This is a genomic window from Methylocystis rosea, from assembly GCF_003855495.1.
GTDB classification, from domain to species: Bacteria; Pseudomonadota; Alphaproteobacteria; order Rhizobiales; family Beijerinckiaceae; genus Methylocystis; species Methylocystis rosea_A.
Genome location: NZ_CP034086.1, coordinates 1,097,703 through 1,114,364, shown reverse-complemented (window position 1 = coordinate 1,114,364; position 16,662 = coordinate 1,097,703). Strand labels below are relative to the sequence as shown.

The window sequence follows — 16,662 nt, the reverse complement described above, 5'->3', positions numbered from 1 at the left end:
ATTCCCCCGTTAACTTTCGGGAGACAGTGAAGCCGGCGCTGGATGACAGACCCGTGACAAACTTTGCCCTAGCTGTAATGTGACGTCGCAACGCACAAGAACTGTGGCGCCGGCGCCACAGTCTCTGGCGCTGATCATTGTTTTTTGTGGCCTTACCGCCACAGCACAGGTTTTTTTCCGGAAGCGTCGTCGCGAATTAGCGGCTTTTTCGACGCGAGTTCTCCGCCGAGTAGAATCGATTGGCGGCTTCTTTCAGGGTCGGCCAGTGGCATCACGCGTCATGCGTAACCAGCCGCACGCAGTCGGACCACGCTCACCCCGCCGCCCCGGCGCTCAACGCAGATTTTCGTCGCGATGCGCTGCTGGAGCGAATCGACATGGCTGATCACCCCCACCCGCCTGCCCTGCCCCTGCAGCGTCTCCAACGCGTCTATGACGACGTCAAGGGTCGCGGAATCGAGCGCGCCGAATCCTTCATCGATGAACAGCGTGTCGACGAATGAATCGCGCCCCTCGAGTCCGGCAAGCGCTAAAGCAAGCGCCAGCGACGCGAGGAAGCGCTCCCCGCCGGAGAGCGAACGCGTCGAACGGCGCTCGTCGCCAAGATCGCGGTCGATAATCTGGAGGCCCAGCGCGCCGGCCTCGCCCGAGCGCTCGAGGGCATAGCGCGGCGCAAGCAGCGCCAGGCGCTGATTGGCGAGCGCGACGAGGTGCTGCAGCGTCGCGGCCTGAGCGAAACGGCGGAACTTGTCGCCGCTCGCCGATCCGATGGCTTCACTGATCTCGCTCCAGAGTTTGGCGTTTACGCGCGCCCGTTCGAGTTCGGCGCCGAGCGCTGTCGCGCGTTCTCGCGCCTCATCGTCCTTCGCGCCACGCTCGCGCAGCGCGCCGAGCCGCGCCGACAATTCGTCGAGGCGACCAGCGATGTCTTTCTCCTGAGCCGCGAGAATCTCACGCGACGCTTCAACCGGGGCGACGGCCTTGGCTTCATCGTAATCAACCTGCCGCGCCCTGACGGCGGCCTCGGCGGCGGCGCGCCCGGCTTCCGCCGCCTCGACGGCGCGACGCAGCTCCGCCTGCTCCTCGCGCGACGTTGCAAGAAGAGTCGCCGCAGCCGCCTCGTCGAAGCCAGCGCCTCCAAGCGCCATTGCAAAGGCCGCGCGCGCTTGCACGGCGCGGGCCGCCGCGCTCTCCGCCGCGCGTGCGCAATGGGCGTGACGCGCCTCGCAGGCCGTTTTCGACTGCTGGGCTTCAGCGAGCCGCTGTCGCCCCTCGTCACGCGCCGCAAGAGCCGCCCTGTGGCGCGCCTCGATGCGGGACCGATGCGCGGCCGTCGCTTCTCCCTCCAAAAGCAGGACGCGCGCATCGCGCGCCTCAGCAAGGCTCCTTGCGCGCGCCTCATGATCGCTTTTGGCTTCGGCCTCGCGAGCGCATGCGCTGTCTGCCTCCGCCGCAACGCGCTCCGCCTTCAGCCCGATCGCGGCGCAGTTTGCGGCGAGCTCATTTGACCGCGCCAGCGCCTCCCGATAATGCGCGCCCGCACCCTCGAGCCGGCGGCGCGCAGAAGCGGCGTCGCGATCGAGATCGGCGGCCGAGAGGTCGCAAAGCTGCAGATAAGGCGCGAGCGACCGATCGAGTGATTCGAGACGCTCAACTAGTCCTGCGCCTTCCGCCTTGGACCGCGCGCGCGCTTCGCGCAAAGCTTCCAGCGACACGGCGAGCGCCGCACGATCGTCCTGGCGGGAGTCGAGCGCCAGTCGAATTGCGTCGCGCTCAGCGCGCAGCCGATCCCGCTCCTCCCGCAGCCGACGCGCGGCGCGAAGCTTTTGCGCGACGCCGTCGCGCGCGGCCGCAAGCTCCTTCGTCACTATTAGCAGCCGCGGCGAGGCTGATAGAATTGACGTCGGCGGCGCCAGCTCCGGCGCCATATCTCGCGCGCCATCGGCGCTCAGCAACGACGCATATTCGGCCTCGGCGCGCCCGCGAGCCGCCTGCGCTTGTGCGGCGCGCCGCGATGCATCTTCGTGAAGCGCGTGCGCCTGCGCCGCCCGCGCGCTTAAGGAGACAGTCTCCTCGTCCAATGCGCTGAGCGTTCGCCGCGACTCATCGCGCCGCGCACGCAGCGCTTCGATTAACGCGCTCGCCGCGTCATGGGTCTCGGCGAAAGGATGTTCGCGCGCGCCGCACACGGGGCACGGCGCATCCTCGTTCAACGCCGCGCGCAATCGCAGCGCATGGGGATCCGCCGCGGCGTCCGCCAACTCGCCGAAGCGTTCGGCCTCGGCGCTTTGCGCCGCCTGTCGCGCGCGCTCCGAACGTAATCCTTCAAGCTTCTGTCGAACCGCCGCTGCGTCCTGCGCGTAGCGGGCGATGTCCTGATGCGCGGACGTCGCCGCGACGTCCGCCTCGTCAAATGTGCGCGCGCAGCTACGCAAAGCCTCGATCAGCTCGACGGCGCGCGCGAGGTCGTCAGCGCGGGCGAGCGCGGCCGGTTCGTCGAGCGCGAGGAGCGCGCCGTCGCGGTCCGCGATTTGCGCGGCAAGCTTTTCACAGGCCGCTCTGTCCTGCGCGTCGCGCGCGTTAAAGTCCGCGAGCGTCGCGTCGCCGCGATCGATGTCGGCGAAGACCGCTGCGAGCGCGCCGTCACAGGCGCGCTTGGCGTGCGAGATTTCGGTACGCTTCGTCAGCCAATCGTCGATGTCTCGCCAGCGTTCGCTGAGCGCCCGCGCCGGCTCGAGGCGCGCAAGATCGGCGAGCGCCGTCTCCTTCTCGCGTTCAATTTCGGCGCGCCGTTCCATTGTTTCCGCGCGTTCGTCCCGCTTCGCCTGCGCGCGCGACGCGGCGTCCCGAGCGACGCTCTGCGCTTTCGCTTCCTCCTGCGCCAAATTGGCGATGCGCGCGTCGAGCGCCGCGGCCTCGGACCAGATCGGCGCAAACCGGGCCATCTCCGCTTCCGAGGCGGCGACCGACTCTGCAGCCGAGAGCGCTTGCGCCTCCTGAGCGGCGAAAGCTTCTTGAGCGGCGCCCGCTTTCACTTTGGCCTCGACGGCCTCATCGAGCGCCGCCTTTTGTATTTCCTCGGCGCGTCGCATCTCGTCCCGCGGGGCGCGCAACGGCTCGACCTGCGCGAGCGCCGCAAGCGTCTCGCGGCGCGGCGCCATCTCGTCAAACGCCCGCAAGGCGCCCTCGCGCGCCGACATCGCCTGCGCAAGCTTTGCTTGCGCCTGAGCCAAGGCGTCGAACCGGCGCAGCGCATCAGCCATCGCGCCGCGCTTTTCGGCGACTTGCGCGCGTTCGGCTGCGGTCGCTGCGACGTCTGCGTCGATCGCGGCGCGCTCCTCTTCCGACATGACGCCGATCTGGGCGCAACTGCTTTCGATAAGAGCTGTCGCCTGCTGCGCCTCGCGGGCGCGCTCAAAGGCCCGCTGCGACAGAACGCCATAGATTTCTGCGCCGGTGATCTTTTCGAGAAGTTCGGCGCGCTCCTTCGCGTCGGCGCGCAAAAAGGCGTCGAATTCGCCCTGCGCCAAAAGCGCCGTGCGACGAAACTGGTCGAAGGTGAGATCGGTCAATTCGACGACGCGGGCGTTGACGGGCTCTATGCCGCTCTCGACCGGCGCGACGATTTCCCCAGCCTCGTCGATTCGCCACAGCGACCTGACGCGCTTTTGCAACGCGCCCGACGCTCTGCCGCGCGCCCGCTGCAGGTCGCAGCGCGCCCGATAGCGCAGCCCGTCCTTGCCGATAAAATCGACTTCCGCAAAACCGCGTCCGGCGCCGCGGCGGAGAATTGTGCGCGGGTCGCCAGACCCGAGCGTCTCTCCGGACGGATCTGGCGCGCCTTCGCTCGCGCCGGCTGCGACGACGCGCGGGAATTTATCGTAAAGCGCGAGACAGATCGCGTCGAGAATCGTCGACTTGCCGGCCCCTGTTTCTCCGGTGATGGCGAAGAGGCCCGCCGAGCGCAGCGGCTCGCTGTCAAAGTCGATCGCGAAGCCTTCGGCGAGACTGGCGAGATTGGCGCCTCGGATCGCCAGAATGCGCAATGTCACGCCTCCTGCAGAAGACGCTCAAAACAGTCGAAATGATTGTCGGTCGGGGCGACGCCGTGCGCCTGCTCAAAGGCTTCGCGAAACAATTCCATCGGCTTACGCTCCGCAAGGCGCAGCGGCGTCGGCGCCGCCGCAGGCGCTTGTGGCCGTTCGACGCTGGTCGAAACGACGCGCAGCGGAAATTTCTCGCAGATGGCGTCAAGCTCGGCCTTCAACCCAACAGCCGGGCCGTCGACCCTGATCGCAAGATGCGCGAAGGGCCAGGCGTCCATCGGCGCCGAGGCGTCCAAATCGAGCGCCCCGAGCGCAGCCTCGAGTTCGGTTACGGACAGAGCGCCGCTCGCCGGCGCCCGCAAATGCCGGACAGGACGGATGATCGGCGCATGTTGAACGACAACGGCGCCGCTGTCGTCGACATCGATGATGCTGACGCCATGCGCATAGCCGATTTCGGTCTTCGACATGGGAATGAGCGAACCGGAGTAGCGGATCGTCTCGCGGTCGACGGATTGCGGACGATGCAGATGGCCAAGCGCAACATAAGCGATATCCGGCGAAAACATGTCGGACGGAAGCGCATGTTCGCCGCCGACGAGAATCCGTCGTTCGGACCCTTCCGATTCGAGCGCGCCTGCGACATGAAGATGGCCGGTGACGATGAGCGGCGCCATGCCGATTTCACGCCGCGCGCTTTCGACCGCCTCGCGATAGGCCTCACGCACGGCGCTGGCGGCGCCGCCTCCGATCGTCACAGGCAGATCCACCGCGCGCGGATAAGGCAGCGCGAGCAAATGTGCGCCAATTCTGCCGCTGGCGTCGCGGATCGGCGAAAGATGCGCGCGGGCGTCGAAGGCGCCGTCGCGACGCGCAAAGGCGCCGATCGAAACGACGTCAGCCATCTCGAACAATGCGCGCGGCGCTTCGAGTCGCGCCGCTGGATCATGATTGCCGGCGACGAGCGCGATGCGCGCATGCGGACAGGCGACGCGCAAGTCGCGCAATGTGTCGTAGAGCAGCCGCTGGGCGTCGGCGGACGGATTGAGGCTGTCAAAAATGTCGCCCGCCACGATGACGGCGTCGACCGCGCGCTCCCGGGCGATGGCGACAAGCTGCGCCAGCGCGTCGCGGTGCTCGGCTTCGCGCGACCAGCCCTGCAGGGTCGCGCCAAGATGCCAATCGGCCGTGTGGAGAAGGCGAATCACTCCGGCAGTAGGCAACAGGCCGTCGGCCGTGGGCAAGGGCCACGCTTGGGCGCGCTGGCCTGCCGACGAATATTTCGCCGTTTTTCGCCGATCCGGCAACAAAGGACGAGCTGCTGACAGGCGAGCGGCGACAGTCCTGCGTAGATGTCGTCGAAACAAAGGCATGCCGATTACTTTAATATACAAGCCGTTGCTTGCAGCGTACTGCCTCGCCAGCGTCTATCTCTTTCGAGAGGCGGAGCGCTCCTCAGCGTCGGAAGTCCTGTGCCGGGCCTTCACAACCCTGTCGTGGTGCCTGTAAAATATGCGGCATCGCAAAGGGCTGGACCTTGGCGCGGTCCGTCAGGCCCCTCCTCAATCCGAGAGGAAGCAGGGTGACTGCACACTTTCGTCAGCAGACCGTCTCGCCGCAGGCGTGTCCCGCGCTCGTGCTCAACGCCGACTACAGGCCGCTGAGCTACTATCCGCTCTCGCTGTGGGGCTGGCAGGACGCAATCAAGGCGGTGTTTCTTGACCGCGTGAACATCGTCTCGGAATACGACAAGACGGTCAAAAGCCCGAGCTTCGAGATGCGTCTGCCCTCGGTCGTGTCGCTCAAGGAGTATGTGCGGCCGACCCGTCACCCGGCGTTCACGCGGTTCAACGTGTTCCTGCGCGATCGCTTCACCTGCCAATATTGCGGAGAACATGAGGAATTGACGTTCGATCACGTCATTCCTCGATCGAAAGGAGGCGCGACGACGTGGGAAAACGTCGTCGCGGCGTGTTCGCCGTGCAATCTGCGCAAGGGCGACCGCCTGCCGAAGGAGGCGCATATGTCGCCGGCGCAGGCGCCCTTTCAGCCGAGCGTCGCCGACCTGCATCGCAACGGCCGGCTGTTTCCGCCCAATTACCTGCACGAAAGCTGGATGGATTATCTCTATTGGGATTCGGTGCTCGAACCATAGCTTGGCGCGCCAGGAAAGAAGGCTCCAATGATGCGCCGAATCGTGGTCATGGCTTTCGGCTTCGTCCTCGCTGTGGGCGTCGCCGCCATTTTTCTTATCGTCTCGGCGCTCCTTGATCCGGCGACGCGGGAGGCGGGATTTGCCGCCGCAACGTCCGGCCTATTCGCCTTCGTCGAAGAAGATGTGCGCGCCGGCGGATGGAGCGACCCTCTGGCGACATTCGGATTCATCCTTTGGTCGATGATCATCGCCACCTGCGTCGCGCCCCTCGCGGTCGCGGCGTTGATCGGCGAGATCGCCGGCGCACGCTCACTCCTCTGGTATTCGGGCGCGAGCGCGACGCTCGCCGGCGCGTCGCCGTGGATCGCCCGCGCGGCGATGGGACTTGATCGCGCCCGCGAAGCGAGTCCGCTCGAATTACGAATCGCGCTGTTGTTTTTTCTGACCGGCGCGGTGGCGGGGGCGATTTACTGGCTGATCGCCGCGCCGCCGCCGCCCGCGCGTCAGATGGCGCGCCCCAAACCGCCGCTTGGCGAAGTTTAACGCGCAGCCTCCAAGGGGAAGCGGCGCCGATAGACGATGAGCGCGGCGCAATATTTTTTGCGCGAGACATCCGGAAATCGCCGGCCATCTGAACAAGCGCCGAGTCGCAAGAATCCTTCATGCTCGAGGTCTTATCGATACTCAAACGTGCGCAGGCGGGCGAATGAAGCAGAATGAGCGCTGAAAGCGATCATTGGCGCCAGGAGTGCTTGATCTCCATTTTGGCGACACCTCGAGTGAACTGAGGCGCCTATGAGATCATGAGGCGCCGACGTCGCGAAATCCCCGCGTTTTCTTGGACTCTGGCGGCGTCAGGATTGACGCCAAAAGCCGGAAGTGCTCTTAACCGAACATGGCAGACTACCATTCTTTGATCGCGAGAGCGGTCGCCGCTCTGCCGCAGTCCACGCCGGACACGCGCCAAGCGGTCTATGAACGCGCCCGCAAGGCGCTGTTCAATCAGTTGCGCGGCATCCAGCCGCCGGTCGCAGAAGCCGACATTGCCGCCGAAGGCCGCGCGCTCGACGACGCGATCCAGCGAGTCGAAGCGGAGCTCGCCGCAAACGAGGCGCAAGCGACACCATCTCGCGATGGGACGTCTGCGCCGCAACGCAAGCCGCATCCGAACAAACCTGTCGAGCGCGCGCCGAGCGATGACGCGGATTCGTCTTGGCGCGAGGCGCCTCACACATCCATCGCTGGCGAAGACGATGCCCCGCTGCGTGAAGCTCAGAGGCCGCCAGCGCCGCTGCCGCCCGCGCCGAGGCCGCAGCGCTCGAAGCGTCTCATTCTGTCCGTCGCCGGCGTTGTCGTAGCGCTCGTGGCGGTTGTCGGAACGCTCGCCTGGCAGCTTCGCGAGCAGCCCGAGGATCTGGCCAAACTGAAACCGGAGAAGTCCGCCTCCAATGGGCCCGAAGGCGGCAAGATCAACGACCGCGTCGCGGGCGATGGGCAAGCGGCCAAAGCGCCGACGCCGCGCAGCCCCGTCGTGCCGGTGGCGCAAAAGGCGGAGATGTGGGTGGGCTCGCTCGCCGAGCCCACAAAAGTCGACAAGATCTACAATGGCTCCGCCGTCTGGCGCCTGGAGAACGTCGGCGGGCCTGGCGAACCCGTGGGATCGGCCATTCGCGGCGACATCGAGGTTCCCGACGCGAAGCTGAAAATGACTCTGCTGTTTCGCAAGAACACCGACGCCACTCTTTCGGCCTCGCACACCATCAACGTGTCGTTCACGGTGGCTCCCGGCAGTCCCATCGGCGGCGTCAAGGCCATCGGCCCGATCCAGATGCGCCGCTCCGATGCACAGTCGGGAGAAAAAGTCGCCGGCATTCCCGTGCCCATCACCGACAACAATTTCCTCATCGGCCTGATGCGCGGCGACCATGAGGCGCGCAATATTCTCCTGTTGCGGTCGCTCGCGGCGTTAGACTTGCCGATGCAGCTCGCCGACGGCCGCGCGGCGACGATCAATATGGAAAAAGGCCCGTCTGGCGAGCGCGTCTTCGCGGACGCCATCGACGCCTGGGGAAAATAAACCCAGAGTTCGGCGCAACAGCCGAGGTCAGCAGGGCCGATTCTAAACGTCACATGACGAGCGTCAGTCTCTTCGCCGCGCGCGTCACGCCGGTGTAAAGCCATCGCGCCCGATGTTCGCGGAAGGCGAAGGACTCATCGAAAAGCGTCACGTCGTCCCATTGCGAACCCTGGGCCTTGTGAACGGTAAGCGCATAACCGAAATCGAACTCGTCCGAGTCCTTGCGAAGCGCATAAGGAATGTCGGTTTCCGCGCCGAACAGTTGCGGAACGACCGCCACACGCTGAAATTTGGCGGCTTCGCCATCTTCAGGCGTCACCAGCATTCTCACCTTGCCACGGCGCAGGGCTCCGGCGCTCTTTACCGTAAACAACGCGCCGTTCAGAAGTCCTTTCTTGCGATTGTTGCGCAAGCAGACGAGCTTCTCGCCCGACTGCGGCAACTCGCCCGTAAAGCCACGCAGCTGGCGCAGGCGTCCGTTATAGGCGCGCCGCGTTTTGTTCAGGCCGACGAGCACCTGATCGGCGCCGGTCACGAGCGCAGGATCGAGCGCGTCGCGGCTGATGACGCGCGTATCGCCGAAAACGCCGCGCTCGACGCTCTCGCCTGCGCGGATCGCCATTGACAGGCGGATGATCGGATTGTCGGCCGCCTGCCGATGCACCTCTTTCAGCATGACGTCGGGCTCGGCCTCGGTGAAGAAGCCGCCGCCTTTCACCGGCGGCAATTGCGCCGGATCGCCGAGCACCAGCACCTTCTTGCCGAAGGACAGAAGATCGCGGCCCAGTTCCTCATCGACCATCGAGCATTCATCGACCACGATGAGTTTCGCACGCGCGGCGGCGCTGTCGTCGTTGAGAACGAACGACGGCTCTTCGGTTTCCGTGTCGGTCGCGCGATAGATGAGGCTGTGAATTGTGCGCGCGTCCTTGCAACCCTTGGAGCGCATGACGAGCGCCGCCTTGCCGGTGAAGGCGGCGAAGGCGACATCGCCTTCGACATGTTCGGCGAGATGCCGCGCGAGCGTCGATTTGCCCGTTCCGGCGTATCCAAACAGCCGAAACACCTGCCGCGCGCCGGGCGTTTCAAGCCAGCGCGCGACGGCGGTCAGCGCTTGATCCTGTTCGGGCGTCCAGATGGGCATGGCTGAGGTTCGAATCCAGGCGTCACGATGGCGGAGCCGACGCCGGCGAACAAGCGCCATTATCACTCTTGTCAGGCGCTGAAGCCCGCAATCAGCAGCGCGCCGCCGAGCGCGAAGGAGATGAGCGCAAACACGGGATAGCGCTTTTCATATGCCATTCGAGCGAAAATGTCGCGCACCGTCCGCGGCGGCAGAAAGAGCGTCAGGAAACCGCTGATCAGCGTGATCCAGCCGACAAGCGAGACGAGCGCCGCGGCCATGTCGCTCCAAATGTCGTGGCCGATCACAATGGCGAGACCGATCGCGAGTCGTATCATGCCGACGAAGGCGATGGCGACTGGCTCACGCGAAACGCTCTCGATCATCTGCAGCGCCACGTCCCTGCGCACCAGCATCCAGGCGGACATGATCAGCGCGTAAGCGCCGATCAGCTTTGCGAGAAAAAGCGTAAGCGGCGTCATGAACGCCTCCTTGCCGAATCGCCCTTCACACCGCCGAGGAATGGCGGGCTGGCGCCGACTGCAGGTAGGCGTCAAAGGCGGCTGCGACAAGGCGAACGAAGGGCTTTCCGCGTTCGGTCACGGCGAGTCGTCGGCCCTGTACGTCGATGACGCCGTCGTCCGCAAGAGCCTCGAGCGACGCCTGCGCCGCGTCGAAGGCGTCTTCCGCATACCCGTGACGCGCAGCCACCGCGCCGTAGTCAACGTCGAAATCGCACATGAGGCGTTCGATCAGATCCGCGCGGGCGATATCCTCGCGCGTGAACGCGACGCCGCGCGTGGTTGCAAAACGTCCTGACTCGATCGCGCGTCGCCATCCCGCAAGATCGGTGGCGTTTCCGACATAGCCCTCCGGAAGCCGTCCGATGGACGAAACGCCGAACGGCAGCAGCGCATCGGCGGCGTCAATCGTGTACCCTTGGAAATTGCGGCGCATGCGCCTTTCGCGCGCGGCGACCGCCAGCGGGTCCTCGGGACGCGCGAAATGATCGAGTCCGATCGCCTCGAATCCCGCGCCTTCAAGGGTCGCCCGCACCGCCGCCGCCTGCGCCAGACGCTCGCCGGCGCCGGGCAGCGCCGCGGCGTCGATCAGCTTCTGGTGCGACTTGAACCAGGGCACATGCGCATAGCCGAAAACCGCGAGCCTCTGCGGCGCGAGCGAGGCCGCGAGCGAGGCGGTGCGCGCGGCGTCTTCGACGCTTTGCTTCGGCAGTCCATACATCAGATCGAGATTGATGGCGGTAATGCCTGCGCCGCGCAGCAATTCCACGGCGCGCGCCACCGTCTCATAAGGCTGTATGCGGCCGGACGCCTCCTGCACATGCGCGTTCAGATCCTGCACGCCGAGCGAGGCTCGGGTAACTCCGGCGGCGGCAAGCGCCTCGACGAGATCGGCGTCGAGAATGCGCGGATCGAGTTCGATCGCGTGTTCAGTTTCGGCGGAAAGATCGAAATGATCGCGCAGAACTGCAACGATCGCAGTGAACCGCGATGGTCCTAGAATGCCCGGGGTGCCGCCGCCCCAATGGATGCTCGCGACGCGCCGCGCGCGCGTCGCTTCTGAGGTGAGCGCGATTTCGCTCTTTAGCGTCTGCGCATAAGACTGGAGCGGCGCGTCCTGGCGCACCGCCTTCGTGTGACAGCCGCAATAGGCGCAGATGGCTGTGCAAAATGGAACGTGGAAATAGAGCGAGAGCGACGCGGAAGGCTCGAGGTTCGCGAGCCACGCACGCGCGTCGCCGTCGCCGATCGTCTTGGAGAAATGAGGCGCCGTGGGATAGCTCGTGTAGCGCGGCGCGGATTTTTCGGCCAAGGCCAGGGACGCTGGGTCCATCCTACTGACTCCCTCGCCGCCGCGCGGCGCCGCTTAAATTGATAGCGCGCCTCGGCCCGGCGCGCAAAAGCGACGCCTGCCGCACTTTGACGCGGGCGCGGTGTGAATCGGCTTGGACGCAGGCCGTGAAAAAAGGCAAAGTGAGGCGATTTCACGAGGGCGGGAGCATGGCGCAAATGGCGATATTTTCTGGGCGACAAAGGCAATGGCTGGGGTTCTGCCTTGTCGCCGCCGTGAGTGTCTCGGCGCCGCTCGCGCATGCCGCCGGACCGACGGAGGCTTCTGGCCGCTACTCGATTCTCCGCGAGGGAGATAAGGATACGGGCTGCATGCTGACGCTGGATGCGCGCACGCGCGGCGGCGCCGGCTTGAAGGCGCAGCTTGCCCCGGCCTGCCGGGACAATGGCGTCGTCATATTTGATCCCATCGGCTGGGGTCTCGACAGGGGGCGGCTCGTGCTCACCGCCCGCAAGGGGCACAAGGCGCATTTTGAGAAGGGCGCCGACGGCGTGTGGCGCCGCGACGCCAAGGAAGGCAAGGCGCTCGGCCTTCGCCCCCTCTAGCAAGCCTTAGCTCTTCATTCGCCAAACACTTCCGAAAAAGAAGCCTCCCGGATTTCTCCGGGAGGCTCTCCACCGTCGCCGCGCGAGAGGGGCGGGGTGCCGGCGACGGATCGTGTGGCGCGGCCGCCGGCTAATCGCAAACTCGTACCCGGCGATAGTCGACGATCTCGCCCCACGGACCAAGAATCGGCTTCCGGAGAAAATGACACTCTCCGTATCCGTAATAAGCATCGGCGTGGTCTGCCCACGAGCCACGATAGGGCTCCGGCGCAAACCAGGCTTCGCGACCGTCATCATAGGGATCGTAGCCATGACCAAAGCTCTCGCTTTGGTGGCGGCCATGACCAAAGCTCTCGCCTTGGTAGGGAGCATGGCGTTCGGAGGAATCGTCGCCCAGATCCTGCGCGACAACCGGGGCAGCTGCGAGCGCCAGCATGACAGCGAGGATGAAAGGCTGGCGCGACATCTTGGCTCCGATCAAAGAAGAGCAGGCGCGGGGAGAACATTCGTCAGAATCGCCTGCCCATACGCACACTCTGACGCACTTCAGCTGAACCGGACATGGCCGCGCCGTTCATCCGGCAGTCAGATTGCGGAGCTCTGCTGGCGTCTGTGGCGCGACGCCACGAAGCGTATCATTTTCATCCAGGTTGATCATTTTCGTACCTGTGCCGTTTCAATAAGGAACACTTTCCGGCGTCTCGTCGCCGGCTCCGACGCCCCGTTGCCCATGAAATCGCTGTGCATCCAGCGACCACCGAAGGAACGGCTCAAGCGCCGCGCGTTAGCACGCAATCTGCAGAATAACGAGATATTGCGCCAAGTTGCGTCAAATTGGAACGTGCGGCGGCTACTTGTCGATGCCTGAGATGCGCATTGAGAAGAGAGTCATTCGGCAATGTGATCTGCCGCACTGCTGAGCAATCAGGTTCCGATGCAAGTTGAGCGCAATCCCTCGGCCAAGCGGAGGCAAACTCCGCAGGCCCAAAACTGGGGATTAGAGCGCTGATGTCGATCGCGAAACCAAAAGAGATGCTGAAGCCCTTCGTCGCGCGCGCCAATGGCGAAGACGTCGAGCATGAATCAGCGTCGCATGAAGACGGCGCACGCGGCACGCTCACGCGCGAGGACATTGCGCTGGCGATCCATCGCCGGCTTGAAGGCATGTCCCGCCGCGAAGCCAAGCGCCTGACCGACCTGGTGATCGAGGAAATGGCGGCGACTCTCGCGTCCGGCGAGTCGCTCAAGCTGCACGACTTCGGCTCGTTCATCGTGCGCACGAAACGCGAGCGCGCGGGCCGCAATCCGCGCACCGGCGCGCCGGTGCCGATCGAAGCACGGCGAGTCATCACCTTCAAGGCGTCGCCCAATATGAAGGCGGCCATTAACGGCGCGATACCTTTGACGAAGGTCAAGAAGCGGGCCCGTGGCCGCGTCGCGCGGCAGCAGGGCGGCGCCGAAGTGGTGAGAATCTTCGCCCCATGAACTTCCGGTAGTCCGCGCTCCTCCCTGTGAGCGGACCTAGGGCCCGATCGTTCGCCGCTCGCCCCGGCGAACCTTCGGGCCCTCTCTATTTACGGCAAGGCCGCGCGATTGAGCTTGCCATTGGCGTTGCGTGGCAGCGCGTCGAGAAACATGACCGCGCGCGGACATTTGTAGGCGGCGAGATGCGCGCGGCAGTATTCGAGGATGGCCGCTTCGTCCCGCGCCGCGCCGTCGCGCGTCACGACATAGGCCTTGATGATCGTCGCGGTTGCGTCGCGCCCCGGGCGCTCCGCCGCCGCCGCTTCAACGACGTCGTTGATCTCGAGCAGCCTTTTCTCGACTTCCGCCGGCGAGACCCGGTAGCCTCCCGCATTCATGACTTCGTCGACGCGGCCGTGGCGCCACATGTAGCCGTCGGCGTCGAATTCGACGAGATCGCCGGAGACGAACCACGCGCCGCGAAACGCCTCGCGCTCCTCTTCTTCACGGTTCCAATAGCCGAGCATCATGCCCGGATCGTCCCGGCGCACGGCGAGGAGGCCTGTTTCGCCTGGCCGAAGCGCAGTCTCGCCGCCCTCTTGCGGCAGCGCCGCCACCGCCCTCCCCGGCTGCGGCCTGCCGGGCGAGTCCGGACGCACCGGGGCCGTCGGCCCGCTGGAGACGAAGGTCGAAATCTCGCTCATGCCGAAGGCTTCGAAGATGTCTTTGCCCGTACGGGCGCGCCAATCGGCGAGCAGGCTCGACGGCAGCGCCGCGCCTGCCGAGAGCGCATGGCGCAGGCTCGATAGATTGGCGCTCTCCGGCGCGCCATATTTGAGGATCTGCCGAAAGACGCCCGGCACAGCGGCGAAGATCGTCGCGCGATAGGTTTCGATGAGACGCGGCCATACCGCAGGATCTGGATGCCCGTTGTAAAGCACCGCGCTGGCCCCGGCCGACAGCGGATCGACGACGCCAACGCCAAGCGTATAGGTCCAATTGATGGCGCCGGCGTGCAACATCACGTCGCCGGGGCCAAGCCCCGTCCAATGCTCCCGCATCGGCCGTCGGCCCCAGGCGGCGCGATGCGCATGCAACACGCCTTTCGGCCGGCTCGTCGTGCCGGAGGTGTAAACGAGATAAGCGGGATCGTCGGCGCCGGTGTCGACATAGTCGGGGATGGGCGCGCTCTCGGCGAGCCGCGCCAGATCGGCGCCGCGCAAGATGTGAAATTTTCCGCTATGCGACTCGTTCTCGAAGGACGCGCCCAAGGCGAGCACCGACGCGCCGCAATCGCGCGCCATGAACTCGGCTTCCTCGAAGGTGAGCTGAGAGGACGCGAGCAGCGCCACATAGCCGGCGGCGATCGCCGCGAAATAGGCGAGCGCCGCATTTGCTTCGTTGCCCATGCGGATCATCACGCGCGCGCCCGCCGGAAGGCCGAGGGACCGCAAACCGGCGGCCAGACGCCGCACCCTCAGATCGAGCTCAGCGTGGGTCCAGCGCTGCGCGCCGGCGTCGCCGACGACGGTGAGCGCCGTCGCGTCGGACCGCAGCCGCGCATTTTCGGCGAGGCAATAGCGCGCGAGATTGAAGCGGGTCGGAACGGGGTCGAGCATCTTCGGGGTCACACGGCCTTCTGGCATTCGGCGCCAGCTTGGGCAAGAGCGCGCCGTCTGACGAATGTCGAGTCGAATGGCCCCGCAATTTGATCGCAGCCGCATTTGTCGATTTGAGATTGACGCGCGCCAAGTCGATATGCTCGGCTTTGGCATGACCCGTTTTGTCGCGCTGTTACGCGCCGTGAATGTCGGGGGAACCGGCAAACTCGCGATGACCGAACTCAAGGCGATGTGCGTCGACGCTGGCTTCGATCATGTCCAAACTTATATCGCGAGCGGAAACGTCGTCTTTAAGAGCAAAGCCTCTCCAAGAAGGGTAAAGTCGGAGCTGGAGGCGAGACTGCTCGCTTATGCCGGAAAGCCCGTCGCGGTTTTTGTGCGCACCGCCGATGAAATGCAGGCAGTTCTCAACCGAAATCCCTTCCCCGAAAAACCAGCGAATTTCACCGTGGCGATTTTCCTCGATGCCCCGCCGCCGCCCGACGCGTTAGATCACGCCGTAGGCAAAGCAGACGAGGAAATGCATTTGGGATCACGCGAGATTTATGTTCATTATGGCGCCGGGATAGGTCGCTCGAAACTCAAAATTCCCGCTGCGATGCATGGCACGGCGCGCAATATGCGCACGATCGCAAAACTCGTCGACATGGCGCGCGAAATTTGAGAATGCGCGCCGACGCCAAGGCAAGGCGGGACTAGTTGCCGCCTGCACGCATCTCGCGCGCCGATTGTCCAAACCGCCGACGGAAGGCGCGGCTGAAATGCGAGAGATCGCTGAACCCCCAGCGGTAGGCGATCTCGCCGATCGGGGCGTAAACGTCGGCGCAGAGGTCGCGGCGACAATTCTCGAGACGCCTCGTCCACACATAGCGCATCAGCGATAGTCCCTCGGCTTCGAAAAGCGAATTGAGATAGCGCGACGAGAGACCCAGCGTCTGCGCCGCCATCGCTGGATCGAGCCGCGGATCGCCGAGGCGGCTCTCAATGAACCGCTTCACCCGGCGCAGCGTGGCCTGCCGCCCTCGGTCTATCCGGTGATGTTCGCTGGGTTCTAAGAGCGACAAGGCGATCAGATCGGCGCAGTGACTGGCCATCGAATCGAAAGATTCCCCGGTCAGCTCGCCGGCATGGGCCGCGAAGGACCGGATGTAAGACACAGCCATCGCGCCGACTCCCGCGGCGCCAGCGACTCGCAACGCCGCGCAGCGGTCGACTTCGGGCGAGAACGCACGCGTCGTCGCGCGCGGCAGCGAGACAATCAGCTTGGAGAATTTTCCCGGGCAGTAAATTTTATGCGGCCGCGTCGCGTCGTAAACTGTCATATCGCCGGGCTTCAACGAGACTTGGCGTCCGTCCTGCTCCAGAAAATATTCGCCTGAAAGCAATACGGCCGCGAGATAAACATCATGGCTGTCGGGTAGCGACGGCAGGTTGGGCTTTTCGATCAGTATGGCGTTTGAGCGGATCGAAGAAAGCCGAACATCCTTCCCCGCATAAATCGTCATTTCGTTGAACAGGCGTTGCGCCGGAAGAGGACGCACGTCGACGCGCGCGTATTCGCGTCCGATCACTTCGCATAGCCAATCACGTCGCCGATTCGGCGGAGCGTGCTCGGTCGAAAGGATCTGCGCCTTCGTCATCGATCGTTTCCTCCAACGGCAGCGGACGGCCGTTTCAGACAAGTTTATCAGCCGTCCCGGTCAAGCGCTTTCTTGCTGAACGCGGCATGTATCGAGCTTCCGGCGATCGGCCGAGAAG

14 protein-coding genes are annotated in these 16,662 nt (G+C 64.9%); 7 read left to right on the top strand and 7 right to left on the bottom strand.

Features of this window, described 5'->3' with window-relative positions; translation table 11 throughout:
* Positions 1–278: 278 nt before the first annotated feature.
* Together EHO51_RS05285 and EHO51_RS05280 are read right to left on the bottom strand one after the other, a co-directional pair.
* Positions 279–4,052, bottom strand: a complete 3,774-nt coding sequence (locus EHO51_RS05285) for an AAA family ATPase (RefSeq protein WP_124738015.1) — start codon at positions 4,050–4,052, stop codon at positions 279–281.
* Positions 4,049–5,290, bottom strand: a complete 1,242-nt coding sequence (locus EHO51_RS05280; RefSeq protein WP_124738014.1) for an exonuclease SbcCD subunit D — start codon at positions 5,288–5,290, stop codon at positions 4,049–4,051. The genes EHO51_RS05285 and EHO51_RS05280 overlap by 4 nt, the downstream gene beginning before the upstream one ends.
* A gap of 392 nt (positions 5,291–5,682) precedes the next feature.
* On the opposite strand from EHO51_RS05280, the gene EHO51_RS05275 reads away from it, so the two are divergent.
* The 3 genes from EHO51_RS05275 to EHO51_RS05265 all read left to right on the top strand — a co-directional run bounded on the left by EHO51_RS05275 (position 5,683) and on the right by EHO51_RS05265 (position 8,278).
* Complete coding sequence (locus tag EHO51_RS05275) at positions 5,683–6,201, top strand: HNH endonuclease (protein ID WP_029648069.1); 519 nt, start codon at positions 5,683–5,685, stop codon at positions 6,199–6,201.
* A 27-nt stretch (positions 6,202–6,228) separates the two neighbouring features.
* A complete protein-coding gene (locus tag EHO51_RS05270) occupies positions 6,229–6,744 on the top strand; it encodes a hypothetical protein (protein WP_124738013.1) in 516 nt (171 codons plus the stop codon).
* A gap of 352 nt (positions 6,745–7,096) precedes the next feature.
* Positions 7,097–8,278 (top strand): hypothetical protein, encoded by a 1,182-nt coding sequence (locus tag EHO51_RS05265; protein WP_124738012.1) that lies wholly within the window; start codon positions 7,097–7,099, stop codon positions 8,276–8,278.
* Positions 8,279–8,327: 49 nt separating this feature from the next.
* Here the strand turns inward: EHO51_RS05265 and EHO51_RS05260 are convergent, their stop codons facing one another.
* The 3 genes from EHO51_RS05260 to hemN form a co-directional block, all read right to left on the bottom strand.
* Positions 8,328–9,422 carry an ATP-dependent DNA helicase gene (locus EHO51_RS05260; protein ID WP_124738011.1) on the bottom strand — a complete coding sequence of 365 codons (1,095 nt, stop codon included), beginning with the start codon at positions 9,420–9,422 and terminating at the stop codon, positions 8,328–8,330.
* 71 nt (positions 9,423–9,493) lie between these two features.
* On the bottom strand, positions 9,494–9,883 hold the full coding sequence (locus EHO51_RS05255; RefSeq protein ID WP_124738010.1) for a hypothetical protein: 390 nt from the start codon (positions 9,881–9,883) through the stop codon (positions 9,494–9,496).
* A 25-nt stretch (positions 9,884–9,908) separates the two neighbouring features.
* Entirely contained in the window at positions 9,909–11,255 is a 1,347-nt protein-coding gene (gene hemN / locus EHO51_RS05250; protein WP_124738009.1) for an oxygen-independent coproporphyrinogen III oxidase, read from the bottom strand.
* 176 nt (positions 11,256–11,431) lie between these two features.
* Here hemN and EHO51_RS05245 point away from each other — a divergent pair, with 176 nt between their 5' ends.
* The 3 genes from EHO51_RS05245 to EHO51_RS05235 all read left to right on the top strand — a co-directional run bounded on the left by EHO51_RS05245 (position 11,432) and on the right by EHO51_RS05235 (position 13,303).
* Complete coding sequence (locus tag EHO51_RS05245; protein ID WP_245434751.1) at positions 11,432–11,818, top strand: AprI/Inh family metalloprotease inhibitor; 387 nt, start codon at positions 11,432–11,434, stop codon at positions 11,816–11,818.
* A 310-nt stretch (positions 11,819–12,128) separates the two neighbouring features.
* A complete protein-coding gene (locus EHO51_RS05240; RefSeq protein WP_124738008.1) occupies positions 12,129–12,686 on the top strand; it encodes a hypothetical protein in 558 nt (185 codons plus the stop codon).
* A 140-nt stretch (positions 12,687–12,826) separates the two neighbouring features.
* Positions 12,827–13,303: an integration host factor subunit alpha gene (locus EHO51_RS05235; RefSeq protein WP_124738007.1), complete on the top strand. Its 477-nt coding sequence runs from the start codon at positions 12,827–12,829 to the stop codon at positions 13,301–13,303.
* An 89-nt stretch (positions 13,304–13,392) separates the two neighbouring features.
* On the opposite strand, the gene EHO51_RS05230 is transcribed toward EHO51_RS05235, so the two are convergent.
* Positions 13,393–14,928 (bottom strand): acyl-CoA synthetase, encoded by a 1,536-nt coding sequence (locus EHO51_RS05230; RefSeq protein WP_164479349.1) that lies wholly within the window; start codon positions 14,926–14,928, stop codon positions 13,393–13,395.
* A 127-nt stretch (positions 14,929–15,055) separates the two neighbouring features.
* Between EHO51_RS05230 and EHO51_RS05225 the strand changes: the two genes are divergently transcribed.
* A complete protein-coding gene (locus EHO51_RS05225; protein ID WP_124738006.1) occupies positions 15,056–15,568 on the top strand; it encodes a DUF1697 domain-containing protein in 513 nt (170 codons plus the stop codon).
* A 31-nt stretch (positions 15,569–15,599) separates the two neighbouring features.
* On the opposite strand, the gene EHO51_RS05220 is transcribed toward EHO51_RS05225, so the two are convergent.
* Positions 15,600–16,544 carry a helix-turn-helix domain-containing protein gene (locus EHO51_RS05220; RefSeq protein WP_124738005.1) on the bottom strand — a complete coding sequence of 315 codons (945 nt, stop codon included), beginning with the start codon at positions 16,542–16,544 and terminating at the stop codon, positions 15,600–15,602.
* Positions 16,545–16,662 lie beyond the last annotated feature (118 nt).